The organism is Stenotrophomonas sp. Marseille-Q5258 (genome assembly GCF_946900935.1).
Classification (GTDB): domain Bacteria; phylum Pseudomonadota; class Gammaproteobacteria; order Xanthomonadales; family Xanthomonadaceae; genus Stenotrophomonas; species Stenotrophomonas nematodicola.
The window spans coordinates 109,616-132,254 of record NZ_CAMPPN010000002.1 but is presented as its reverse complement, the minus strand read 5'-3'; the positions used below and the strand labels follow the sequence as shown (position 1 = coordinate 132,254).

Annotated in this window: 17 protein-coding genes; 11 read left to right on the top strand and 6 right to left on the bottom strand. The window is 68.1% G+C overall.

Annotation, left to right across the window (positions count from 1 at the left end):
* The first annotated feature begins 63 nt into the window (after positions 1–63).
* The 4 genes from aceK to OC534_RS01810 all read left to right on the top strand — a co-directional run bounded on the left by aceK (position 64) and on the right by OC534_RS01810 (position 3,122).
* A complete protein-coding gene (gene aceK, locus OC534_RS01825; RefSeq protein WP_262071276.1) occupies positions 64–1,776 on the top strand; it encodes a bifunctional isocitrate dehydrogenase kinase/phosphatase in 1,713 nt (570 codons plus the stop codon).
* Between the two features lie 89 nt (positions 1,777–1,865).
* On the top strand, positions 1,866–2,003 hold the full coding sequence (locus OC534_RS01820) for a hypothetical protein (protein WP_262071275.1): 138 nt from the start codon (positions 1,866–1,868) through the stop codon (positions 2,001–2,003).
* A 13-nt stretch (positions 2,004–2,016) separates the two neighbouring features.
* Entirely contained in the window at positions 2,017–2,193 is a 177-nt protein-coding gene (locus OC534_RS01815) for a hypothetical protein (RefSeq protein WP_262071274.1), read from the top strand.
* Positions 2,194–2,228: 35 nt separating this feature from the next.
* Complete coding sequence (locus tag OC534_RS01810) at positions 2,229–3,122, top strand: protein tonB (RefSeq protein WP_262071273.1); 894 nt, start codon at positions 2,229–2,231, stop codon at positions 3,120–3,122.
* A 15-nt stretch (positions 3,123–3,137) separates the two neighbouring features.
* Here OC534_RS01810 and OC534_RS01805 read toward each other — a convergent pair whose 3' ends face one another.
* The 3 genes from OC534_RS01805 to OC534_RS01795 form a co-directional block, all read right to left on the bottom strand.
* Positions 3,138–4,715 (bottom strand): sensor domain-containing diguanylate cyclase, encoded by a 1,578-nt coding sequence (locus OC534_RS01805; protein WP_136004584.1) that lies wholly within the window; start codon positions 4,713–4,715, stop codon positions 3,138–3,140.
* A 193-nt stretch (positions 4,716–4,908) separates the two neighbouring features.
* Entirely contained in the window at positions 4,909–5,925 is a 1,017-nt protein-coding gene (locus tag OC534_RS01800; RefSeq protein WP_262071272.1) for a cupin-like domain-containing protein, read from the bottom strand.
* A 19-nt stretch (positions 5,926–5,944) separates the two neighbouring features.
* Positions 5,945–8,950: a TonB-dependent receptor gene (locus tag OC534_RS01795; protein WP_262071271.1), complete on the bottom strand. Its 3,006-nt coding sequence runs from the start codon at positions 8,948–8,950 to the stop codon at positions 5,945–5,947.
* 423 nt (positions 8,951–9,373) lie between these two features.
* On the opposite strand from OC534_RS01795, the gene OC534_RS01790 reads away from it, so the two are divergent.
* Positions 9,374–10,645 (top strand): sugar MFS transporter, encoded by a 1,272-nt coding sequence (locus OC534_RS01790; RefSeq protein ID WP_051008551.1) that lies wholly within the window; start codon positions 9,374–9,376, stop codon positions 10,643–10,645.
* Between the two features lie 6 nt (positions 10,646–10,651).
* Here OC534_RS01790 and OC534_RS01785 read toward each other — a convergent pair whose 3' ends face one another.
* Positions 10,652–11,659, bottom strand: a complete 1,008-nt coding sequence (locus OC534_RS01785) for a LacI family DNA-binding transcriptional regulator (protein WP_136004578.1) — start codon at positions 11,657–11,659, stop codon at positions 10,652–10,654.
* Between the two features lie 382 nt (positions 11,660–12,041).
* Here OC534_RS01785 and OC534_RS01780 point away from each other — a divergent pair, with 382 nt between their 5' ends.
* Complete coding sequence (locus OC534_RS01780) at positions 12,042–14,573, top strand: glycoside hydrolase family 3 protein (protein WP_262071270.1); 2,532 nt, start codon at positions 12,042–12,044, stop codon at positions 14,571–14,573.
* A gap of 126 nt (positions 14,574–14,699) precedes the next feature.
* Here the strand turns inward: OC534_RS01780 and rho are convergent, their stop codons facing one another.
* Both rho and trxA read right to left on the bottom strand, forming a co-directional pair.
* Positions 14,700–16,493, bottom strand: coding sequence for a transcription termination factor Rho (gene rho, locus OC534_RS01775; RefSeq protein WP_262071269.1), 1,794 nt, complete (start codon positions 16,491–16,493; stop codon positions 14,700–14,702).
* A 220-nt stretch (positions 16,494–16,713) separates the two neighbouring features.
* Positions 16,714–17,043: a thioredoxin TrxA gene (gene trxA, locus OC534_RS01770; protein WP_136004572.1), complete on the bottom strand. Its 330-nt coding sequence runs from the start codon at positions 17,041–17,043 to the stop codon at positions 16,714–16,716.
* A 525-nt stretch (positions 17,044–17,568) separates the two neighbouring features.
* Here trxA and rhlB point away from each other — a divergent pair.
* From rhlB to ung, 5 genes are all read left to right on the top strand, one after another.
* Positions 17,569–19,284 carry an ATP-dependent RNA helicase RhlB gene (gene rhlB, locus OC534_RS01765; protein WP_136004571.1) on the top strand — a complete coding sequence of 572 codons (1,716 nt, stop codon included), beginning with the start codon at positions 17,569–17,571 and terminating at the stop codon, positions 19,282–19,284.
* Positions 19,285–19,378: 94 nt separating this feature from the next.
* Positions 19,379–20,065 carry a cell division ATP-binding protein FtsE gene (ftsE, locus tag OC534_RS01760; RefSeq protein ID WP_017354631.1) on the top strand — a complete coding sequence of 229 codons (687 nt, stop codon included), beginning with the start codon at positions 19,379–19,381 and terminating at the stop codon, positions 20,063–20,065.
* Positions 20,062–21,012, top strand: coding sequence for a permease-like cell division protein FtsX (ftsX, locus tag OC534_RS01755; RefSeq protein ID WP_136004569.1), 951 nt, complete (start codon positions 20,062–20,064; stop codon positions 21,010–21,012). The genes ftsE and ftsX overlap by 4 nt, the downstream gene beginning before the upstream one ends.
* 7 nt (positions 21,013–21,019) lie before the next feature.
* Entirely contained in the window at positions 21,020–21,862 is an 843-nt protein-coding gene (locus OC534_RS01750; RefSeq protein ID WP_017354633.1) for a response regulator, read from the top strand.
* Positions 21,859–22,575, top strand: coding sequence for a uracil-DNA glycosylase (gene ung, locus OC534_RS01745; protein WP_017354634.1), 717 nt, complete (start codon positions 21,859–21,861; stop codon positions 22,573–22,575). Before OC534_RS01750 ends, ung begins: the two co-directional genes overlap by 4 nt.
* Positions 22,576–22,639: the final 64 nt, after the last annotated feature.

Below are 22,639 nucleotides of genomic sequence, written 5' to 3'. Positions count from 1 at the left end.
CGGCAGACCACCGGGGTGTGCCTGCATGCGCAACGCTGTCCGTCCTTGCCCTGCCGCGTCCCGATGAACGTGCCGGCATCGGCCTTGGCTGTCCTCATCCGCGACGGCTTCGAGGCCTATCACGCGCGCTTTGCGACGATCACCCGGCGCGCGCGCGGCCGCTTCGAGCAGCGCGACTGGACCGGCGCACGCCAGGACGCTGTTGAACGCATCGGCCTGTACGACATCTGCATCGCCGAGACGATGGCTGCACTGCGACGTGCCGCCGGAGAGGCTGTCGGGACCCGGGCCGTGTGGCTGGAGGTGCGGCAGGCCTATGCGCTGCTGGTGGATGGGCTGATCGACGCCGAGCTGTACAAGACCTTCTACAACACCCTGGCCCGGCGCCTGTTCGCGACCGAAGGCGTGGACGCGGCGATCGAGTTCATGGCGATGGATGTGGAGCCGTCCGACGCGATTACCCATCCGGTCGCGCGCCACAGCTACACGCTGTCGCCCACGCGTCCGGCCGAGGCGATCCTGCGGGTGCTCGGCGACTACCCCTTCCAGGTGTCCTATGCGCACCAGCTGCGCTGTGCAGCGGCCATCGCGGTGCGCCTGCAGGATGACCTGGCCCACTGGGGTGACTATCCGGTGCGCAGCATCGAGCTGCTCGACACCGTGTTCTACCGCGAGCGCCGCGCGTATCTGGTCGGCCGTGTGTTCGGCGAGCACCGCTTTTCGCCCTGCGTGATCGCACTGGTCAACGACGGCCAGGGGCTGCGTGCCGAAGCGGTGCTTACCCGTCGGCGCGATGTGGCCCACCTGTTCGGGGTCTCGCGCAGCTACTTCCAGGCCGATCTCGCCACGGTCGGCGATGCGGTGGTGTTCCTGCGCAGCCTGCTGCCGGCCAAACCCATCGACGAGATCTACACCGTGCTTGGCCGCGCCAAGCAGGGCAAGACCGAGCGTTACCGGACCTTCCAGCGGCACTTCCAGGAGCACCCGGAGGAGTACCTGGTACATGCCGATGGCACCCCCGGCATGGTCATGTCGGTGTTCACCCTGCCCAGCTATCCGCTGGTGTTCAAGCTGATCCGCGACCGCTTTGCCTGGCCCAAAACACTCACCCGGCACCAGGTTGAAGAGAAGTACGCGCTGGTATTCAACCTGGACCGGGTGGGGCGCCTGCTCGACGCACAACCCTACCGCCATCTGCGCTTCCCGCGCGCGCGGTTCTCGCCGGCATTGCGCGAGGAACTGCTCACCCAGTGCGCAGGCAGCGTGCACGAGGACGGCGATGCGCTGGTGATTGCGCTGTGCTACGTACAGCGGCGCTTCCGCCCGCTCAATCTGTACCTGCGCGAGCAGCCGGCCGACGCGCGTCGCGCCGCCGCACTGGACTACGCGCAGGCCATCACCGACATGGCCCGCAACAACATCTTCCCCGGCGACATGCTGCCGAAGAACTTCGGCGTTTCCCGGCATGGCCGCGCGGTGTTCTACGACTACGACGAGGTCTGCCTGGTCAGCGACTGCCACTTCCGCCACTGGCCGGCGCCGCGCAACGCCGAGGAGGCGATGGCGGACGAACCGTGGTTCCACATCGCGCCCAACGATGTGTTCCCCGAGCGCTTCTGGATGTTCATGGGCCTGGCCGCCCCGGAGCTCGCGGCGGTGCGCGAACACCATGCGCACCTGTTCGATCCGGCGTGGTGGCAGGGCCTGCAGCAGCGCTTCGCGCAGAACGACTATCCGGATACACCGCCCTACGCGGCCGCATTGCGGCTGGCGTGAGCGGCGGTGTCACCAGACGCCGGCACGGGTTGCAGGGCTCTTATCCCGCCTCCGCGTGGTGCGCTGTCCCGGCCAAGTGAAGCGCGCCGATGGAACTGGGCATGCGCATCAACGGTGAGGTCGATGTCGCTGCCGATGGGCGTATCGCCGGATTGCGGATCGACGATGAGAAGAAGGTCTCACCGACCGTGCTGGGCAGGGTGCGCTGCCTCCGCCCCGCTGCTTGAGCCGGATGGCACGGTGCGCGAGGCGATGGTCGAGCAGGTCAATCTGCGGCTGGTCGGGGGCGAACGGGAGATGCGCGAGGTGCGCGAGACGTTCGCCAAGGCGGCGCTGCCGGCCACGCGGCGTGCAGGGGCAGATTGCTGCCGCGCGCATCGGCTGGGCCGCAGTGCGCATCCGTGTGCGGTGCGGTAGGCTTCGGCCCATGTCTGGGACAGGGAGTCGCGCGCATGTGGAATCCGCATCGCGGAGGGCGCTGCCCGCGCCTGCTGTGGCTGGTACTGCTGGTGGGAGGGCTGTGCACGGGTACCGCACCCGCCGCGCCGTCGACGCCACCCGCGGGCGAACAGCTGGAAGTCAGCATGCTGCTGCGCGGCGCGTTGGATGTCAGCGCCAGCGGCGCGGTGGAAGCACTGCACCTGGGCGATGAGCGCCAGGTGCCGCCGGTAGTGGCCGGGTTCGTCCGCCGTGCGGTCGCCGGCTGGCGGTTTGATCCCTATCTGCAGGAGGACCAGCCCCGTGCGATCCGGATACCGCTGATCCTGCGGGTGGTCGGCACGCCGCTGGACGACGGCAACCTGCAGATCGCCCTGCGCAGCGCCAGTTTCCAGAACTACGACCCCAACGACCCGACCCGGCTGACGTGGCAGAACGCCGCTCCGCCGCTGTATCCCGGCGGCGCCGGCATGTTTGGCGTCAATGGCGATGCGTATGTGCTGATGCGGGTGGGGCGCGACGGCCGCGTCCAGGACGCGATCGTGGAGCAGGTGAACATGCGCGTACGAGCCTCGCCGCGTCGCCTCGCCGCCTACCGCAAGCAGTTCTCGCGCAATGCGCTGGTGGCCGCGCGCACCTGGTCGTTCCGGGTGCCTACCGAGGGCGAATCCCGGGATGCGCCGTACTGGCTGGTGCGGGTGGGCGTGCGTTACGACGTCAAGGGCGAAGGCGAGCAGTTCGCACGCTGGTATCCCTACCTGCCGGGTCCGCGCCACCGCCCCACGTGGACCGATCCGGCCACGCTGCTGCTGGCCGCCGACGCCCCGGATGCGTTGCCTGCCGATGGCAGCCTGTACCAGGCCGGCCAGCGCGGACCGGTGCTGCGTACGCCGCTGGGCGGCGGCTGAGGCCGCCGCGGAGCCTCAGGCACCCCGGCCGTCGGGGTGCACCACGGTACGGTCGCGGCCCTGTTCCTTGGCCATGTACAGCGCCTTGTCGGCCAGACGCAGGGCCTGCAGCGGGTCTTCGTGGAAGGTCGGGTAATGGGCCACCCCGAGCGAGACGGTCACCGAGCCGACGTGCTCGAACACCTCGGCGGCAATCCGCCGACGCAGGCGCTCGGCGAACTGCGCGGCGGCAGCGGTGTCGATGCCCGGCAGCAGGATCAGGAACTCCTCGCCGCCGTTGCGGCACAGCAGGTCGGTCTCGCGCGAATCGGTGCGCATGAGCTGGGCGATGCGCAGGATCACCGCATCGCCTGCCGCGTGCCCGAACCGGTCGTTGATCGTCTTGAAGCGGTCGATGTCCATCGCGATGATCGCGAACGACTGCCCGCGCAGCTGCCAGTCCTCCAGCCCCTGCTGCAGCCCACGGCGGTTCTGCAGGCCGGTGAGCGGGTCGGTCATGCTGGCGCGGCTGAGCTTGCCGATGCGGTCCTGCAGCAGGTTGAAACTGGAGAGCAGCGCGGCCTTGAGCTGCGCGACCTCGTAATACCAGGCGCGGATGCCGGTAACGTGGCGGATGGCGATGCCGGTGTCGCGGTTCTGCACGTTGCGCGCGAGCTGCCACAGCGGCAGCGAAATGCGCCGCGCGAACCACCAGGTGATCAGCAGTGAGAGCACGCCCAGCGGGATCGCATTCCAGATCACCGAGGTCATCAGGCGCGACAGCGGTGCCAGGGTGGCCTCGGCAGGCCGCTGCGCCACCACCCCCCAGCCCACGATCGGGACCGGCGCGTAACCGGCCAGCATCGCCACACCGTGGCTGTTGCGCACCTGCTGCGCGCCCGAGTGGCCCTTGCTCACCGCGTGCACCACCGGGTTCTCCAGCGCGAACTGGCCGACCCGGCCGGGTTCGACGTGGTACAGGATGCGGCCATTGCGATCGACCACATACAGGTAGGAGCCGTCGCGGTAGTGGTGCTTGCCCAGCAGAGTCTGCAGGATGCTGCGCTGGCGCAGGTAGATGGTGCCGCTGACGTAGCCCTGGTAGTGTCCCTGCGCGTTGAAGATGGGGTGGGAAATGGCGACCAGCAGGCGTCCGGTGGCGGACTGGTAGGGATCACTGATGAAGGGCTCGCGCCGCGCCAGTGCTTCCTTGTTGCCCGGACTGCGCAGCAGCACGCCCTGCAGCGCCAGGCTCTGCGGCGAGGTGGCCAGCACGGTGCCGGCAGCGTCGACGATCAGCACCGAGTTGAAGGAATTGGTCTGCAGCTGCAACCGTGCGGCTTCGGCTTCCAGTGCGCTGCGGTCGTGCGGTTGCTGGCCCAGCGTGGTGGCGCTGTAGGCCAACTGCTGCTGCGCGGACTGGATGAAGTTCTGGGTGGTTTCCGCCAGCTTGCTGGCATATACCCGGTTGGCCTCCAGGGTATTGCCGATCAGCTGGTCGCGCTGCACGCGGTAGCTGGCATGCAGGGTATTGGCCAGCGCGATCAGCGCACTGAGCAGGGCCAGGGCGAGGATCAGCTTGCCGAGGTTCAGGCGGGTGGACAGCGGGCGCATTCGTTACATGGAAACCGGCAGGTGCTGCACCTACCCGGATTACGGAAGGAACGGCAACGATGAAGCGGTCAGGAGCGCAGCTCTGCCCCCGGGCGGCAAACAGATCACGGCGCGGATTATCACGGATTCCCTGCCGATGTGGGTGAAGCGGTGCTGGACCTGACGCAGGTGGCGGGCAACGCCTGAGGCGCTGCTAGCGCTCCAGACGACGACGCAGCACGTTGCGCACCGCCTCGGCGGTGGCCGGATCGAGCTCGCCGAGCACACCGCGTACCGCCGCCGGGATGTGGGCGGTCGTCGCTTCGTCGGCATCGAACACGTAGTGGTCGAACAGAGCGCGCCAGTGCGCGCGCTGCGCCGGTGGCAGTGGACGCACCGCCAGCAGCGCCAGCATCAGCGCGTTCATCGGCGCATCCGTCCACGCCGGTACGGGCCGCCACCAGCTGTTGACCAGCACGTTGAACGCGTCCAGCCCTTCCATGTGGTGCCACCACAGCGAGGGGATGTACACCGCATCGCCCGGCGCCAGTTCGGCGACCTGGGCATGCGCCATTGCATCGGCGAAGCGCGGAAAGCGGCCCAGGTCCGGTGCGGCGAAATCCACCAGGCTGACCGCCTGGCCCGCGGGAGTGAAATCCAGCGGGCCGATGTAGAGATTGTCTACCTGGTCAGGCGGGAACAGAGTAACGCGACGGCGGCCGGCGGCCACGCAGGCCAGGTTGTCGGGCACGTCCTGGTGGGCGGCGATGCGCGAGCGGTTGCCGATCCAGATGCTGGCCAGTGGATCGTCCACGCCCAGTGCCAGCGGGTTGTCGGCGGCAAAGCCGGGCAGGAAGGTATCCAGCGTGGTCGATGCGACGTAGATCGACGGCGGCGCGGGATCAGGCAGGTACTTGAGCAGGGTGTCCAGCACCACGCGCAGGGGAATCTGTTCGCGGCGGAAATTGAAGCCGCTCATGCCGGCGTTGTAGAAGATCCGGCCGCCTTCCGACGGTGCCGCGGTGGTGGCCGTCACTGCCAGCCGGCCGTGGTCGAACCGCTTGAGGTAGGCCACCGCCGCCGTTGCCGATTGACGTGCGGCGGCCACCATCGGCCAGTGCGCGACCAGTCCGCGCAGCACCTTCGGCGTGGTCCAGCCGGCCAGCCGCGCCGGCAGCTGGTCCGGCGCGACATCGTGCAGTTCCTCGATCAGGCCGTGGGCAACGGGCATGCGCGGCGGGGGTCCGGGGTCAGAACTTGTAGCGTACCCCGAACATGTAGCGCGGGCCGGTCTGGGTGGCGTAACGCAGCATGTTGGTGTGGCGCGAGTACGTGCGCATGGTTTCGTCGGTCAGGTTGATCGCTTCCAGGCTCAGGGTGAGCTGGTCACTGAGCGCGTAGCTGATATTGAGGTCGAGCTGCCCGTACGCGTCGGTGTAGTTCGGGTTCGGGCCCTGCCCACCGATGCCGTTGAGGAACGTGTCGCGCCAGTTGTAGGCCGCACGCACCTGCCAGTTGTACTTCTCGTAGAACAGCACCAGGTTGGCCGAGTCGCTCAGGCCGATCATCGGGTACTGGTCACCCAGACTCAGGTTGTTGAAGGTCAGGCCGGATCTGACCTTGGTGTAGTTGGCGGCCAGGCCGAAGCCGGTCTGCCCGAACACCTGCTGCACGCTCAGTTCCCAGCCATCGAGATGGTCCGAGCGCTGGTTGGCCGGCAGGGTGATGTCGAACCCGGCGACCGGGTCGCCGGGCTGGCCGACGATGGTGCCGGTGAGCTGGCCGGCCGAGTTGGTGCCGGTGGCGGTCACGCCGGGATCGCCGTTGTGGTGGGTGAAGATGTAGTCGCGGATGCAGGGCATGTCGGTGACCCCGCAGCCCGCGGCCAGCGCCTCGTTCCAGTAGGTGCCGCCGACCGGCGTGTGCAGCCCCGCGCTGTCGTCGCGCACGATGGTGTTGCTGATGAAGTTCTTGATGTTCTTGCGGAAGAAACCGAGCGAGGCGTAGCTGGACTCGCCGTAGTACCACTCCAGCGACAGGTCGAAGTTGTCCGACAGCAGCGGTTCCAGGCCCGGATTGCCGCGCGACCCGGTGCCACCCTGGGTGCGCACGATGTTGTCGAAGCGGCGGCCGCTGTCGATCTGGGTCCAGCCCGGGCGACCGATGCTGCGGCTGTAGCTGCCGCGCAGCGCCAACGTGTCGCTCATGTCCAGCTTGAGGTCCACATTGGGCAGCACGTAGTCGTACTTGCCCTTGCCGCCGATGAAGGTGCCTTCGGCGGCATAGCCCAGATTGAACTCGTTGGCCGAGCCCCAGTTGATGCTGGTCGGCACGCGCACCAGCGCGGTCGACTCCACCTCGGTCTGCTCGTAACGTACGCCGGCCGCCACATGCAGCGGCATCGACCCGTCGAAGGTGGTGCGGTACTGCAGGTAGGTGCTCCTGGAGGTTTCGGTGGTGCGGATGTCTTCGGTGTACTCGGTGGGCGCCAGGTAGCAGGTGGGGCAGGGCGGCTCGCCGTTGGCCGCGATCTGGCCGGCGCGCTCGCGGAGGCGATCGAAGTCGAACACCAGGAACTGTCCGGTCAGGCGCGGATCGCGGTGGCCGGAGAACGCATTGAAGTACCGGGCCATGTCATCGGCGTACCAGATGCTGTCGTCGTAGTCGGCCGGGCTGCCCAGGCCACCCCAGCTGTCGCGCTGCATGATCGCCGAGGCCGAGCGGTTCTCCACCCGGGTGTGGCCCACGCCGAAGTCCAGTGCGGAATAGTCGGCGAACCTGAACGTACCGCGCCCCTGGTACTGCTGCACCTTGGACTTGTTGTAACTGTTCTGGAACACCGAGCCGGTCACCAGCGCGTCGGACGCCTGGACGCCGCCAGGCGGCAGCGCGATGTTGATGATCGGCAGATCACCGCTGTAGTCCACCGTGGTCTTGCCGCGCACGAAAGCGGCCACGCCGAGCACGCCGGCCGAGCCGTAGGGGCTGTCGGGCTTGGACTCGGCGGTGGAGTTGTGGACATCGAAGGACAGGTCCAGCGCGTCGTTGACCGCCCAGTCAACGTTGAAGCCGAGCGAATCCATCGCGTTCTTCGTGGCCAGCTTCATACCGCCCATCGACACGTCCGAGTTGACCATGTCCTCGCTGTAGATGATCGGTGCCGACACCGGGCCATTGGTCCACGTACTGTCGCCGGGCCCGTAGTTGAACCACACCGACAGCTCGCTGCGCTGCTGCTGCACCTTGTTCTCGACATGGGTGTAGTCCAGCGTGGTGGTGATGTTGTCGGCCGGTTTCCACTGCAAGGTGGCCTGCCCGTTGGTGCGCTGGCGCTGCACCCCGTTGACGTTGTAGGCGGTGTTCTGCGGGCGTGCATACACGTCGGTTGGGCCCGGCCGGTTCTGGATGCGGTCCGAATAGCCCTGGCCTGGCTGCGGCAATGCGCGCCAGTCGGTGCTCTCGTTGCCGTAGAACGTGGCCCAGCCCTCGGCCACGGTGGCCTGGTTGAAGCCTGAATCGCGCTCCTGGTGGCTGGCGCTCAGCGCCACGCCGAAACGCCCGTCGGCGTATGTCTGGCTGAAGATGCCTGACAGCTCGCCAGTCACGTTGGCGCCCTGCAGGGTGCGCGGCAGGTTGTCGTTGGAGCTGTCGTTGACGGCCTTCAGGCCCAGGCTGATCACCGGCTCGGATTCGAGCGGGCGCATCGTTTTGATGTTGATGGTGGCACCGATGCCGCCGGTCGGGTTGTCGGCGCGGGTGGTCTTGTAGACCTCCACCGCCGAAATCGACTCGGAGGCGATGTTGGCGAAATCGAACGACCGCGAACCGGACAGACCACCGCCGCCGTTGCCGAGGTTGGAGGACGGCATCTGGCGGCCGTTGAGCAGCACCAGATTGAAGTCCGGCCCGATGCCGCGCACGGTCACCTTGGAGCCCTCGCCGCTGGAAGTGCGGTCGATCGACACACCGCTGATGCGCTGCAGCGATTCGGCCAGGTTGGTATCGGGGAACTTGCCGATGTCCTCTGCGACGATGCCATCGACCACGCCCTGGCTGTCACGTTTGAGATTCATCGACGAGGTGAGGCTGCCGCGGATGCCGGTGACCTGCACGGTGTCCAGCGTGGTCGGATCCACATCATCGGCGGCGGCGCGCTGGCGGTCGGGCGGGTCCTGCGCCCAAGCCGGGCCGGCCAGGGCCGCGAGCAGCGCGGACGTGAGCATCGCTTTGCGGGGTACGGCCTTGTACGTCTTCATTGGAAGCTCCCTCCCCAGGGAATCGGTAATGGCGGTCTGACGGCGTCTTGCACGGTTCAACGGCACACCCGGCCGGATTGGAGCCACGGTTGACAGCGTTGTCAACAAACGGACGCATCCGCCGCACCGCCGGCCGCATCCGTGCCGCTCCCGGGCTTGCTGCATTCAGCGCGACGCAAGGGCGTAAAACATGGCAGTGCAGGCCGATAGCTGCATATTTCGCAGGACGTGTCGCGCTGGATTCAACGGGAGCGGATTGTGGTGCAGTGCAGAATGAAACTGCGCGGGGCACGCGCAGACCGCTGATCGCACGTCCGGCCGGATGACTGACCGGTTGTCTGACAGCGCTGGACATCCTTGACCGGACCATGTTCCATGTGTGGCCGCCGCGTGGCCGGCGTTCCCAACCTGGAAGGACATGCAATGGACACTTCTGCTGCCGTTCGTGGGCAACATGTGCAACGCAATGGCGTAGCACTGGCGGTCGTGACCGCCATCTTCTTCATGTGGGGTTTCCTCACCTGCCTCAATGACATCCTGATCCCGCACCTCAAGGCCGCCTTCGCGCTGACCTGGGTGCAGGCGATGCTGGTGCAGTTCACCTTCTTCGGTGCGTACTTCCTGATGTCGCTGCCAGCCGGCCGCCTGGTGGCCGCCGTCGGCTACAAGCGCGGCATTGTGGCTGGCCTGGCCATTGCCGGGCTGGGCGCCCTGCTGTTCTGGCCGGCTGCGCATGCCCACGTCTACGGTCTGTTCCTAGGGGCGCTGTTCGTTCTGGCCACGGGCATCACGGTGCTGCAGGTGGCGGCCAATCCGTACGTGGCGCTGCTGGGCCCGGAACGCACCAGTTCCAGCCGGCTGACCCTGGCGCAATCGATGAACGCGCTGGGCACCACGCTGGCGCCGCTGTTTGGCGGGCTGCTGATCCTATCGGCCGAGCCGCGCACCGACGCGCAGCTGGCGCTGCTGCCGCAGGCCGAAGCACTGGCCTACCGCGTTGCCGAGGCGCAGTCGGTGCAGGTGCCGTACTTCGGGCTGGCGGTGGCGCTGTTCGTCCTGGCCGCCGCCATCTGGATGTTCCGACTGCCCACCATTCCCGGTGTGGAGGAGGGGGCGGGCCAGGGCCGGCTGCGCGATGCGCTGCGCCATCCGCACCTGCGCTACGGCGTGCTGGCGATCTTCTTCTACGTCGGCGCCGAAGTCTCCATCGGCAGCGTGCTGGTCAACTTCCTGTCCATGCCCGGCATCGGCGAAGGGCTGACCGAGCAGGAAGCCACCCGTTACGTGTCGCTGTACTGGGGCGGTGCGCTGGTCGGGCGGCTGGTGGGCACCGTGCTGCTGGCGCAGATCGATCCGCGCCGCCTGCTGGGGCTGTTCGCGCTCGTGGTGATGGGACTGCTGGGAGTCACCATGCTGGCCGGCGGCGGGCTGGCCAAGTGGGCGGTGGTGAGCATCGGTCTGTTCAACTCGATCATGTTCCCGACCATCTTCGCGCTGGCCATCGCGCGCCTGGGTGCATTGACCGGTCAGGGGTCGAGCCTGCTGGTGATGGCCATCGTGGGCGGCGCGGTGGTGCCGCTCGCGGTGGGCTGGGTGGCCGACCACCACGGCCTGCAGCTGTCGTTCCTGCTGCCGCTGCTGTGCTACCTGTACATCCTGTTCTACGCCTGGCGTGGGTCGCGGCTCACCGCGTGATCCCGCTCAGCGCCGTCGCGGCGCACGGGTCGATTCGCGGATCAGCACCGCATGGTCCACCGTGACCATGCGGCCGCCTTCGGGCGAGCGGATGCGTTCGATGAGCTGTTCGGTGGCGAGCTGCCCCATCGTCGAGGTGGGCTGCCGCACGGTGGTCAATGCCGGGTAGATGTGACCAGCGATGGGCGTGTCGTCGAAGCCGCAGACCGACAGGTCGCGCGGAATGCGCAGGCCGCGCTGGCCGGCCACACGGAACACCGCAGCGGCCATGTCGTCGTTGGCGGCGAAGATCGCGGTGGGCGGCGGGTCCAGATCAAGCAGCGCATTGGCCGCCACCACGCCAGACTCGAACGAGAACTCGCCATTCACCACCAGCGTGGGGTCGTAGGCGATGCCGGCATCCTTGAGCGCCTTGCGATAGCCGGCATGCCGCCACTGGCAGGCGCCATGCGCGCGCGGCCCTTTGATGTGCGCGATGCGCCGATGGCCCTGTGCGACCAGATGGCCGATCAGCTCGACCACGGCGGTGGTTTCGTCCATGCGCACGCCGATGCGGCCGTCCGGGTGGCGCGGTGCGATGCTGGTGAAGGGAATCTCGTGCTCTTCCAGATAGGACAGCACTACCGCGTCGTCGGTCAGTGGCGGAATCAGCACCACGCCATCCGGGCGCGAGTTCTCGAACAGCGCAGCGAGGTCGGGCAGGGTCGTCCGGCCGGTGCCGACCGGCCCCAGGATCAGGTTGTAGTGATGGGCGTGGCACGCCTCCAGCATGCCGTTCTGGATCTCCATCAGGTAGTTGCGCGACGGATTGTTGTAGACCAGCGCCAGCGCATACGAGCGCTGCCCCGCCAGGCTGCGCGCCGACAGGTTGGGCTTGTAGCCCAGCCGCGCGACGGCCGCCAGCACGCGGTCACGTGTTTCCACGCGCACGTTCGGCTCGTTGTTGAGCACGCGGGACACGGTCTTGATCGAAACGCCCGCAACCGCGGCGACATCCTCGATACGACTACGCATGGTGCGGGAGATCCTGTTGGGGGGCGGGTCGACGGATGCCGATGGTAGTGCGCCGGGGCGACCACCGTGTTGCTGATGCAGGCGGATGTTGCCACGACGCGATGGTGTTTGGCGCCCCCGTCAATCCGTGCGGCAATGCAGCACCCCGGGCGGGCGAGGAACATGCACGGTGGACCGCGATCCCCGTCACTGCAGGCGCGGCCCTGCGCAACGCGTCGCGGGCGGTTGACAGCGTTGCCGCGGCTTTGTATGACAGCGCTGTCAGACAGGGGCGCTGACCCGCACGATTCCACTGCAACGACGACAACGCGCACCGCGCGTGGTCGTCGGTGACGGCGGTGCCCATACCGATCTCGAGCCATTCCCACTGGAGGTAGATGTCGTGAACAGCCCCACCAAGACCCTGCTCGGCACCTGCCTGCTGCTGGCCCTGGCCAGCCCGGCGCTGGCCGCTCCTGCCAGGGGTGAAACGCTGAAGGATTGGCCGCGTGTGACCAGCGCGATCGCGCCGGACCCGGCCCTCGAAGCACGGGTCCAGCAGATCCTCGCGCAGATGACGCTGGCGCAGAAGATCGGGCAGATGACCCAGCCCGAGATCAAGACGATCAGCCCCGAGCAGGTGCGGCAGTACTACATCGGCTCGGTGCTCAACGGCGGCGGCTCGTGGCCGGGCATGGACAAGCATGCCTCGGTGGCGGACTGGCTGCGTCTTGCCGATGCCTACCGCGCAGCGTCGCTGGCCACGGATGCGAAGACCCCCATCCCGGTGATCTGGGGCACCGATGCGGTGCACGGGCACAACAACGTCTACGGCGCCACGCTGTTCCCGCACAACATCGGCCTCGGTGCGGCCGGTGATGCCGAACTGATCGAGCGCATCGGCGAGGCGACCGCGCGCGCCACCCGCGCGACGGGCATCGACTGGGTGTTTGCACCGACCCTGGCCGTGGCCCACGACCCGCGCTGGGGCCGCACCTACGAGAGCTTCTCGTCCGATCCGGCGCGCGTGCGCGAGTATGCGCGGGCCTACGTCAGGGGCGCGCAGGGCCGCTTTGCCGACGACGGCAACGTGGTGGCCACCGCCAAGCACTACATCGGCGATGGCGCCACCGAGCACGGCCGCGACCAGGGCGAGGCGCTGGTCGGCAAGGCCGCGATGATCAACGTGCACGGCCAGGGCTACTACGGTGCGCTGGGCGAGGGCGTGCAGACGGTGATGGCCTCGTTCAACAGCTGGAACGACCGCACCGCCGGCATGGATTACGGCAAGATGCACGGCAGCAAGGCGCTGCTGACCGATGCGCTGAAGGACAAAATGGGCTTCGACGGCTTCGTGGTGTCCGACTGGAACGGCATCGCGCAGGTGCCCGGCTGCCGCAACGACAGCTGTGCGCAGGCGATCAATGCCGGCATCGATATGGTGATGGTGCCCGATGACTGGAAGGCTTTCATCGCCAACACCATCGCCCAGGTGGAAAGCGGCGAGATCCCGATGGCGCGCATCGATGATGCGGTTGCCCGCATCCTGCGGGTCAAGCTGCGTGCCGGCCTGTTCAACCACGCACCTTCCGACAGCCGTTACGCTGGCGACAGCAAGGCGGTGCTGCATCGCGACCTGGCCCGGCGCGCCGTGCGCGAGTCGCTGGTGCTGCTGAAGAACGAGAGCAGCGTGCTGCCGCTGCGCCGCGATGCGCGGGTGCTGGTGGTCGGCAAGAGTGCCGACAGCCTGTCCGACCAGGCCGGTGGCTGGTCGCTGACGTGGCAGGGCACCGACAACACCAATGCCGATTACCCGCAGGCCGACTCGGTGCTGGGGGCGCTGCGCGCGGAACTGGGGGCGCGGCAGGTGACCTACAGCGCCGATGGCGTCGGCGTCGATGCGGGACAGTTCGACGTGGTGGTGGCCGTGATCGGCGAAACGCCGTACGCCGAAACCAACGGCGACATTCTGCATTCGGACAGCGTCAGCCACAGTCGCACCTACCCGCAGGACCTGGCGGTGCTGCGTGCGGCGCACGCGACCGGCAAACCGGTGGTGACGGTGTACTTCTCCGGGCGGCCGATGTACACCAACGACCTGCTCAACCTGTCGCAGGCGTTCGTGGCAGCGTGGCTGCCGGGCACCGAGGGCAAGGGCATCACCGACGTGCTGGTGGCGGGCAGGAACGGCAAACCCGCGCACGATTTCCGCGGCCGCCTGAGCTTCCCGTGGCCGGGTATCCCGTGTCCGGCGCCGATCGACCAGCCCGACCCCAAGCGTCCGCCGCTGTTCGCGCTCGGCTATGGCCTGCGCTATGCGGCACCGGGCAGCGTGGGCCGCCTGCCCGAAGCCAACCCGGACAACTGCGGCGCGGTCACCACGCTGCCGATCTTCAACCGTGCCGATACTCCGCCGTTCGCACTGCACGTGGCCGCTGCCGGCGCCACCCAGCCGCTCGGCAACGACCTCAATGCCACCCTGCGTTGGCCCACGACCGCGCCGGTGGTCCAGGTGCGCACCGTGCAGGTGAACACCCAGCAGGACGCCAAGGAGGTGACCTGGCTGGCTCCCGCACAGCTGGTCGCACGCAGCAGCTCGCGCCGCAATCTCGGCGCGCTGGCGCGTACCGACGGCGCGCTGCAGTTCGACGTGCAGCTGGTGCAGCGCCCGACGTCAGCGGTGAAGGTGACCATGCAGTGCGGCACCGGCTGCGAAGGCGGCGTGGATATCGCACCGGTCCTGGCCCGGATGTCGCCGGGGCAGAAGCAGACCATCACCGTGCCACTGGCCTGCTTCGCCAGACAGGGCGTGGACCTGGGCGCGGTGGAAGCGCCGTGGGTGGTGAGTGCGGACAGGCCGTTCGCCGCGGCCTTCACCCAGGTGCGGGTATCGGTGGATGCGGCCAAGGCGGCCGGGGCGGTGCGCTGCCCGTAAGGTCCCGTGCATTGCCGGGAGCCGGCCGGCGGCCGGCACTACCGGGTAGTGGTCGCGGTGCCGTTGAAGACGCCAATAAAAAAGGCCCCGCGATGCGGGGCCTTTTCTGTTCGTCCGAAACGCGGATCAGCGCTTCATCGAACCGAAGAACTCGTCGTTGGACTTGGTGTTCTTCATCTTGTCGAGCAGGAACTCCATCGCGGCGATTTCGTCCATCGGGTGCAGCAGCTTGCGCAGGATCCAGATCTTCTGCAGCAGCTCCGGTTCGATGAGCAGGTCTTCGCGGCGGGTGCCCGAGCGGTTGATGTCGATTGCCGGGTACACGCGCTTTTCGGCGATACGACGGTTCAGGTGCACTTCGCTGTTGCCGGTGCCCTTGAACTCTTCGTAGATCACTTCGTCCATCTTGCTGCCGGTGTCCACCAGCGCCGTGGCGATGATGGTCAGGCTGCCGCCTTCCTCGACGTTGCGCGCGGCACCGAAGAAGCGCTTCGGGCGGTGCAGGGCGTTGGCGTCCACACCACCGGTGAGCACTTTGCCGGAGCTGGGCACCACGTTGTTGTAGGCGCGTGCCAGGCGGGTGATGGAGTCGAGCAGGATCACCACGTCCTTCTTGTGCTCGACCAGGCGCTTGGCCCGTTCGATCACCATTTCGGCAACCTGGACGTGGCGCGCGGCCGGTTCGTCGAAGGTGGAGCTGATGACTTCGCCGCGCACGGTGCGCTGCATTTCAGTCACTTCTTCCGGACGCTCGTCGATGAGCAGCACGATCATGTGCACGTCCGGATGGTTGGTGGTGATCGCCGTGGCCACCTGCTGCATCAGCATCGTCTTGCCGGCCTTGGGGGGGGAGACGATCAGCGCGCGCTGGCCTTTGCCCTGCGGCGCCATCAGATCCATGATGCGGCCGGTGATGTCTTCGGACGACCCGTTGCCGCGTTCCAGGGTAAAGCGCTTGCGCGGGAACAGGGGAGTCAGGTTCTCGAACAGCACCTTGTTCTTGGACGCTTCCAGCGGCTCACCGTTGATGGTGTCCACGATCGACAGCGCGAAGTAGCGCTCGCCGTCCTTCGGGAAGCGGATGCGGCCGGACAGGTGGTCGCCGGTGCGCAGGTTGAAGCGGCGGATCTGGCTGGGCGAGATGTAGGTGTCATCCGGGCCGGCCAGATAGCTGGCTTCGGCGGCACGCAGGAAACCGAAGCCGTCCGGCAGGATTTCCAGCACGCCGTCGGCGGCAACGCCGTCGCCGTGGCGGGTCAGCACCTTCAGCAGGGCGAAGATCACGTCCTGCTTGCGGGCACGTGCCACGCCTTCGGAGATCTGCAGCTGCTCGGCAATCTCCAGCAGCTTCTGCGCCGGCATGCGCTTGAGGTCGCTCAGCGAGTAGACCGGGAAGCCTTCGGGCACGTTGGCCTGCTGGCTGCGCACGAACGGCTGCTGCGGTTCGTTGTTGTCCTGCGGCATGCCGTCATCGTTGTAGCGATCGCCACCGCGGTTGCGGTCGCGGCGATTGCGGAAACGGTCGCGGCGGTTGCCTTGGCCTTGGCCCTGACCGTGGCCCTGGTTCTGGCCCTGGTTCTGACCCTGACCCTGCTGGTACGGGTTCTGCCCGCCCTGCTGGTTCTGGTGGCGGCCATTCTGATTGCGCTGGCCACCGTCGCCGGTGTCCTGCTGACCACCGCCCTGCGCGGGCGATGCGTCGCCACCGGCAGACGCTGCCGGGGCCGATGCCTGCGGGGCTGCCGGAGCGGCAGCGGCCGGCGCCGGCGCGTCAGGCGCGGCAGCCAGGGGCAGGACGGGTTGTGCGGGGGGGGAACCGGCGTCGGTCGCGGTGGCGGCCTTGGCAACACGCGGCTTGCGCACGCGCTTCTCGGCGGGCGCGTCAGCGCTCCCGGGTTCGGAAGTAGTGATATCGGACAAGTGCTGGATTCCTCGCTAGAAGGTGCGAGCGCCCGGCAGGGCGGCGAACGTTGGGAAAGGATCTGGAAGAAACCGCGTCCAGAAGATGCGGCGCGCGAATGCGGCCGGATATGCCGACACTAACACCGGCTCGCGGCGGCGCGCAAGCCGGGTGGGGCAGGGTCATTCATGCGGGCGACGGGCCCGCGGGGCAGCCGGATCGACCGGCTGCCTGCTGCGATCAGGCCAGGGCCTTGTCGAGCATGCCGGCCAGCTGGGCCTTGCCGACCGCGCCGATCTGCTGGGCCTGGACTTCGCCGTCCTTGAACACCAGCAGCATCGGAATCGAGCGCACGTGGTACTTGGCGGCCAGCGCACGGTTCTGGTCCACATTGACCTTGGCGATCTTGGCGCGGCCGTTGTAGGCGTCGGCCAGTTCGTCCAGGGCGGGGGCGATCATCTTGCAGGGACCACACCACTCGGCCCAGAAATCGACCAGGACCGGCTCCTTGGAATTCAGCACGGTGCTATCGAAGTCGGCGTCGCCGACATGTACAACCTTGTCGCTCATCTTGGTTTCTCGTCTGGAAATGCACCCGGCCAGGCCGGAGGAGGTTGAACCTGGACGACGCCTGGTGGGCGCCTTCCCCGTCTGCTGCCTCGTGGCCGCATGGGCGGCCAGCGGTGCGTCAGGCCGGTTGCCTGGACGCGCACGGCGGGCAGTGTACCCCTATCGTCGCGAGCCGACAGGCGCGGGTTGGAAAGAAGCATCCCGTGACTGTCATCTCACTCTGCCGGGGCTGGCCTCTCAGATATGCGGGCCGGGAGGGCGCCTTCCAGCCCCCACCGGGGGGCTTGTTCAACTGGCGTCAGGGGCGATGAAGGCGGTGTCCTTTCTGGCGTCTCGCAGGCGCCTGCGACGGGTGAGCCCGGTTTGGCGCCGACATTGCGCTAAACTGCGCCATTGTGCGGCGCCCCAGGACCCCCGGTCCGGCCCCGCCACCTCCCGGCGCAGGGGCCGCAATGGCGACGGTGCCCTCCAAGAATGCTGCAAGCCAGCCGCACCTCTGCCGGCTGGCCTTACCAAGACGGACTCATGAGCGACAAACCGCTGACCGATTTGACCTTCTCCTCCTTCGAGCTGCACCCGGCCCTGCAGGCTGGCCTTGAAGGCGCTGGTTTCACCCGCTGCACCCCGATCCAGGCACTGACCCTGCCGGTGGCTCTGCCCGGTGGCGATGTCGCCGGCCAGGCCCAGACCGGTACCGGCAAGACCCTGGCGTTCCTGGTCGCGGTGGTCAACCGCCTGCTGACCCGCCCGGCGCTGGCCGACCGCAAGCCGGAAGACCCCCGCGCGCTGATCCTGGCGCCGACCCGTGAGCTGGCCATCCAGATCCACAAGGATGCGGTCAAGTTCGGTTCGGACCTGGGCCTGCGCTTCGCGCTGGTCTACGGCGGCGTGGATTACGACAAGCAGCGCGAGATCCTGCAGCAGGGCGTGGACGTGATCATCGCCACCCCGGGCCGCCTGATCGACTACGTCAAGCAGCACAAGGTGGTCTCGCTGCACGCCTGCGAAATCTGCGTGCTCGACGAAGCAGACCGCATGTTCGACCTGGGCTTCATCAAGGACATCCGCTTCCTGCTGCGCCGGATGCCCGAGCGCACCACGCGCCAGACCCTGCTGTTCAGCGCCACGCTCAGCCACCGCGTGCTGGAGCTGGCCTATGAGCACATGAACGAGCCGCAGAAGCTGGTGGTGGAGAGCGAGTCGATCACCGCCGCGCGCGTGCGCCAGCGCATCTACTTCCCGGCCGACGAAGAGAAGATTCCGCTGCTGCTGGGCCTGCTCTCGCGCAGCGAAGGCGCGCGCACGATGGTCTTCGTCAACACCAAGGTGTTCGTCGAGCGCGTGGCGCGTTCGCTGGAGCGCGCCGGCTACCGCGTCGGCGTGCTGTCCGGCGACGTGCCGCAGAAGAAGCGCGAAAGCCTGCTCAACCGCTTCCAGAAGGGTCAGCTGGAAATTCTGGTGGCCACCGATGTGGCCGCGCGCGGCCTGCACATCGACGGCATCAAGTACGTCTACAACTACGATCTGCCCTTCGACGCGGAAGACTACGTGCACCGCATCGGCCGTACCGCCCGCCTGGGCGAGGAAGGCGATGCGATCAGCTTCGCCTGCGAGCGCTACGCGATGGGCCTGCCGGATATCGAAGCCTATATCGAGCAGAAGATTCCGGTTGAAGCGGTCACCAGCGAGATCCTGACCGCCCTGCCGCGTCCGGAACGCGCACCGCTGCCCGAGGGCGAAGCGGACGGCGACGAGAATGAAAGCGTCGGCCAGATCTTCCGCGAGGCGCGCGAAGCGCGTGCCGCCGAAGAGCAGCGCCGTGGCGGTGGCAGCAGCCGCGGCGGCAAGCCGTCCGGTGGCCGTGGCGAACGCCGCGGTCCGGGCGAGCGCAGTGCCGATGGCAAGCCGCGCCGCGAACGCAAGCCGCGTGTGGAAGGCGAGCAGCCGGCCGCCGAGGGTGTGTCCGCCGCGCCGCGTCCGGCGCAGGCCCCGGTCCAGGCCGATGGCCCGTCGGCGGCGACCAGCCCGGCGGTCGAAGGCGAGCGCGCACCGCGCAAGCGCCGTCGCCGCCGTCATGGCCGCCCGGTGGAAGGGACTGCCGAAGGCAGCGCCGCCCAGCCGGTGACCCCGGTGCAGGTGACTGCCAAGCCGATGCGCGCATCCGCACCGGCCGCTGATGCGGGCGCGTCGTTCCTGACCCGCATTGGTCGCAAGATCCGCCGGATGCTGTCGGGGTCGTAAGCCCCGGCGACGGTGACAGGGCCGGCCACTGGCCGGCGCTCCCGACCTCTACCCCCACCTGCACGCTGCCATCCTCGTCCTGCATAATCAGGGGATGAGCGTCCTGCGTTTTGACAATGTCAGCAAACAATATGCCGGCGGCCACCAGGCACTGGTGGACGTCAGCTTCGATGTCGCCCCCGGCGAGATGCTGTTCGTTACCGGTCACTCCGGTGCGGGCAAGAGCACGCTGCTGAAGTTGATCCACCTCGACGAGCGGCCCAGCCGCGGCGCGGTGCTGTTCGACGAACGCAACCTGCTCAAGGTGCGCGGCGGCAACATCCCGCGGCACCGCCGCGAGGTGGGCGCGGTCTACCAGGACCACCGCCTGCTGATGGACCGCAGCATCGCCGAGAACGTCGCGCTGCCGCTGATCCTGCGCGGTACACGCCGTGCCGAGATCGGCAAGCGGGTGCGCTCGGTGCTCGAACGCATGGGCCTGGGCCATCGCGAGAAGGCGCTGCCGTCGCAGCTGTCGGCCGGTGAGCAGCAGCGCGTCGGCATTGCCCGTGCCATCGTTGGCGAGCCCAAGCTGCTGGTCGCCGACGAACCGACCGGCAACCTCGATCCCACCCTCGCTGCGGAAATCATGGCGTTGTTCGCCGAGTTGCCCGAACGCGGCACCAGCGTGCTGGTGGTCAGCCACGATCTGGCCCTGCTGCGGCACATGCGCAAGCGCGTGCTGATCCTGGACCACGGTCGGCTGATCGACGACATCTCACCGCAGGACCTGGCCGAATGAGCGCACCGACCAACAAAGAAGCCGCGGCACCGTCGCGCCTCGGCGTGTGGCTGCATCACCACGGCCACAGCGTGGTGTTCAGCCTGGGCCGCGCCTGGCGCAAGCCGTGGGCGACGCTGCTCACGGTGATGGTCATGGCGCTCGCCCTGGCACTGCCGCTGGGCCTGTCGATCGCGCTGGACAACCTCAAGCACTTCGCCGGCAGCGTGCAGCAGTCGCGCGACATCAATCTGTTCCTGAAGACGTCCGTGGATGCCGCCGGCGCCAGCCAGGTGGCCGAGTCGCTGCGCGGGCGCGCCGATGTGTCGGCCGTGGCGCTGCGCACCCCGGCCGATGGCCTCGCCGAGCTGCGCGACAGCGCCGGGCTGGGCGAGGCGATCGACGCGCTCAACGACAATCCGCTGCCGACGCTGCTGATCGTGACGCCGGTGGCAGGCGCCGATGACGCGCGACTGGCGCAGTCGCTGGAAGGGCTGCCGCAGGCCGATCTGGTGCAGCACGACGCGCTGTGGCGCAAACGCCTGGATGCGTGGCTGGGCTTCGGCACCCGCCTGGTGCAGGTGCTGTCGGTGCTGCTGGGGCTGGGCGCGGCGCTGGTGGTCGGCAACACGGTGCGGCTGGACATCCAGGCGCGCCGCGACGAGATCGGCGTGCTGCAGCTGCTGGGCGCAAGCGATGGTTTCATCCGCCGCCCGTTCCTGTACCTGGGCGCGTGGTACGGCCTGGGCGCCGGTGCGATCGCGCTCGGCCTGATCGGCGTGGCCGGGCTGGCGTTGCGCCCGCCGCTGAGCGCGCTGTCGCAGAGCTACGGCAGCCCGTTTGTGCTGCATGGGCTGGACCTGTTGCATTCTTCGCTCGTGCTGGCCGGCACCGTGGTGCTGGGCTGGCTGGGCGCGTGGCTGGTGACGGGGCATTTCCTGCGCCAGACCCGTCCGACCGAAACCTGAGGCCCGCATGCGCCCGCAAGCCCTGAAGCACCTGGTCGACGACGCACCGCGCGTGATGGTCGTCGACGGCTCCAAGCTGGTCCGCAAACTGATCGCCGATGTGCTGCAGCGCGAGCTGCCGGCGGTGGACGTGGTGGGCTGCGCCAGCATCGAAGAGGCGCGCGCGGCATTGGCAGCCGGCCCGGTCAGTCTGGTCACCACCTCGCTGACGCTCAGCGACGGCGATGGGCTGGCACTGGCGCGGCTGGTACGCGAAACCGCGGGCCAGGCCTACGTGCCGGTGATCGTGGTGTCCGGTGACGCGCAGCAGCACCTGGAACAGCGCCGCTTCACCGAGTACGTCACCGACTATTTCGACAAGGCGTTGGGCCATGAGGCCTTGGCCACCTTCATCCGTGGCTACGTGCAGCCGGAGACGATTCCCGGCGCGACGATCCTGTACGTGGAAGACAGCCGGGTGGTCGCCGAGGCGACCAAGCGCATGCTGGAACGGCAGGGCCTGAACGTACTGCACGTGCTGACCGCCGAGGAAGCCTTTGCGCTGCTCACCGCCGAATCGCTGGGCCGCAGCAGCCACCGCATCGACCTGGTGCTGACCGACGTGACCCTCAAGGGCGAACTGAGCGGGCGCGATGTGGTGCAGCGCGTGCGGGTGGACTTTGGCTACGGCAAGCGCCGCCTGCCGGTGCTGGTGATGACCGGCGATGGCAATCCGCTCAACCAGTCCGGCCTGCTCCAGGCCGGTGCCAACGACCTGGTGCAGAAGCCGATCGAAGAACGGCTGCTGATCACCAAGGTGCTGTTCCAGCTGCGGCTGGCCCGACTCAACGAAAAACCCCTGGTGCGATGAACGACGACGTACAACCGAGCATCCAGCTCGAGCCGAGCTGGAAGGCGCGGGTCGGGGAGTGGCTGCTGCGACCGGAGATGCGCGAGCTGTCCGGCTTCCTGCGCCAGCGCAAGGCCGCCGGGGCACGGGTGTTCCCGCCCGGCCCGCAGATCTTCGCCGCGTTTGACGCCACGCCGTTCGAGCAGGTCAAGGTGGTCATCCTCGGCCAGGACCCGTACCACGGCGCCGGGCAGGCGCACGGCCTGAGCTTCTCGGTGATGCCGGGGGTGCCGGTGCCGCCGTCGCTGCTGAACATCTACAAGGAAATCGAGGCCGATCTCGGCCTGCCGCGTCCGGACCACGGCTGCCTGCTGCCGTGGGCGCAGCGTGGCGTGCTGCTGCTCAACGCCGTGCTGACGGTGGAGGAGGGCAATGCCGGCGCCCACCAGCGACGTGGCTGGGAAGGTTTCACCGACCATGTGGTGGACACGCTCAACCGCGAGCGCGAGGGTCTGGTGTTCGTGCTGTGGGGCGCCTACGCGCAACAGAAGGGCAAGGTGATCGACACGGGCCGGCACCGCGTGCTCAAGGCACCGCACCCCTCGCCGCTGTCGGCCCACCGTGGCTTCCTCGGCTGCCGGCATTTCTCGGCTGCCAACGAGTACCTGCGCCGGCGCGGGCACGGTGCCATCGACTGGTCGCTGCCGCCGCGCGCGCAGCTCGGGCTGGACTGAGCCAGTCGTTCAGCATTTCGATGATCGCGAGCGCCACCTGGCGTTTGCGCATGGGCATGCGACG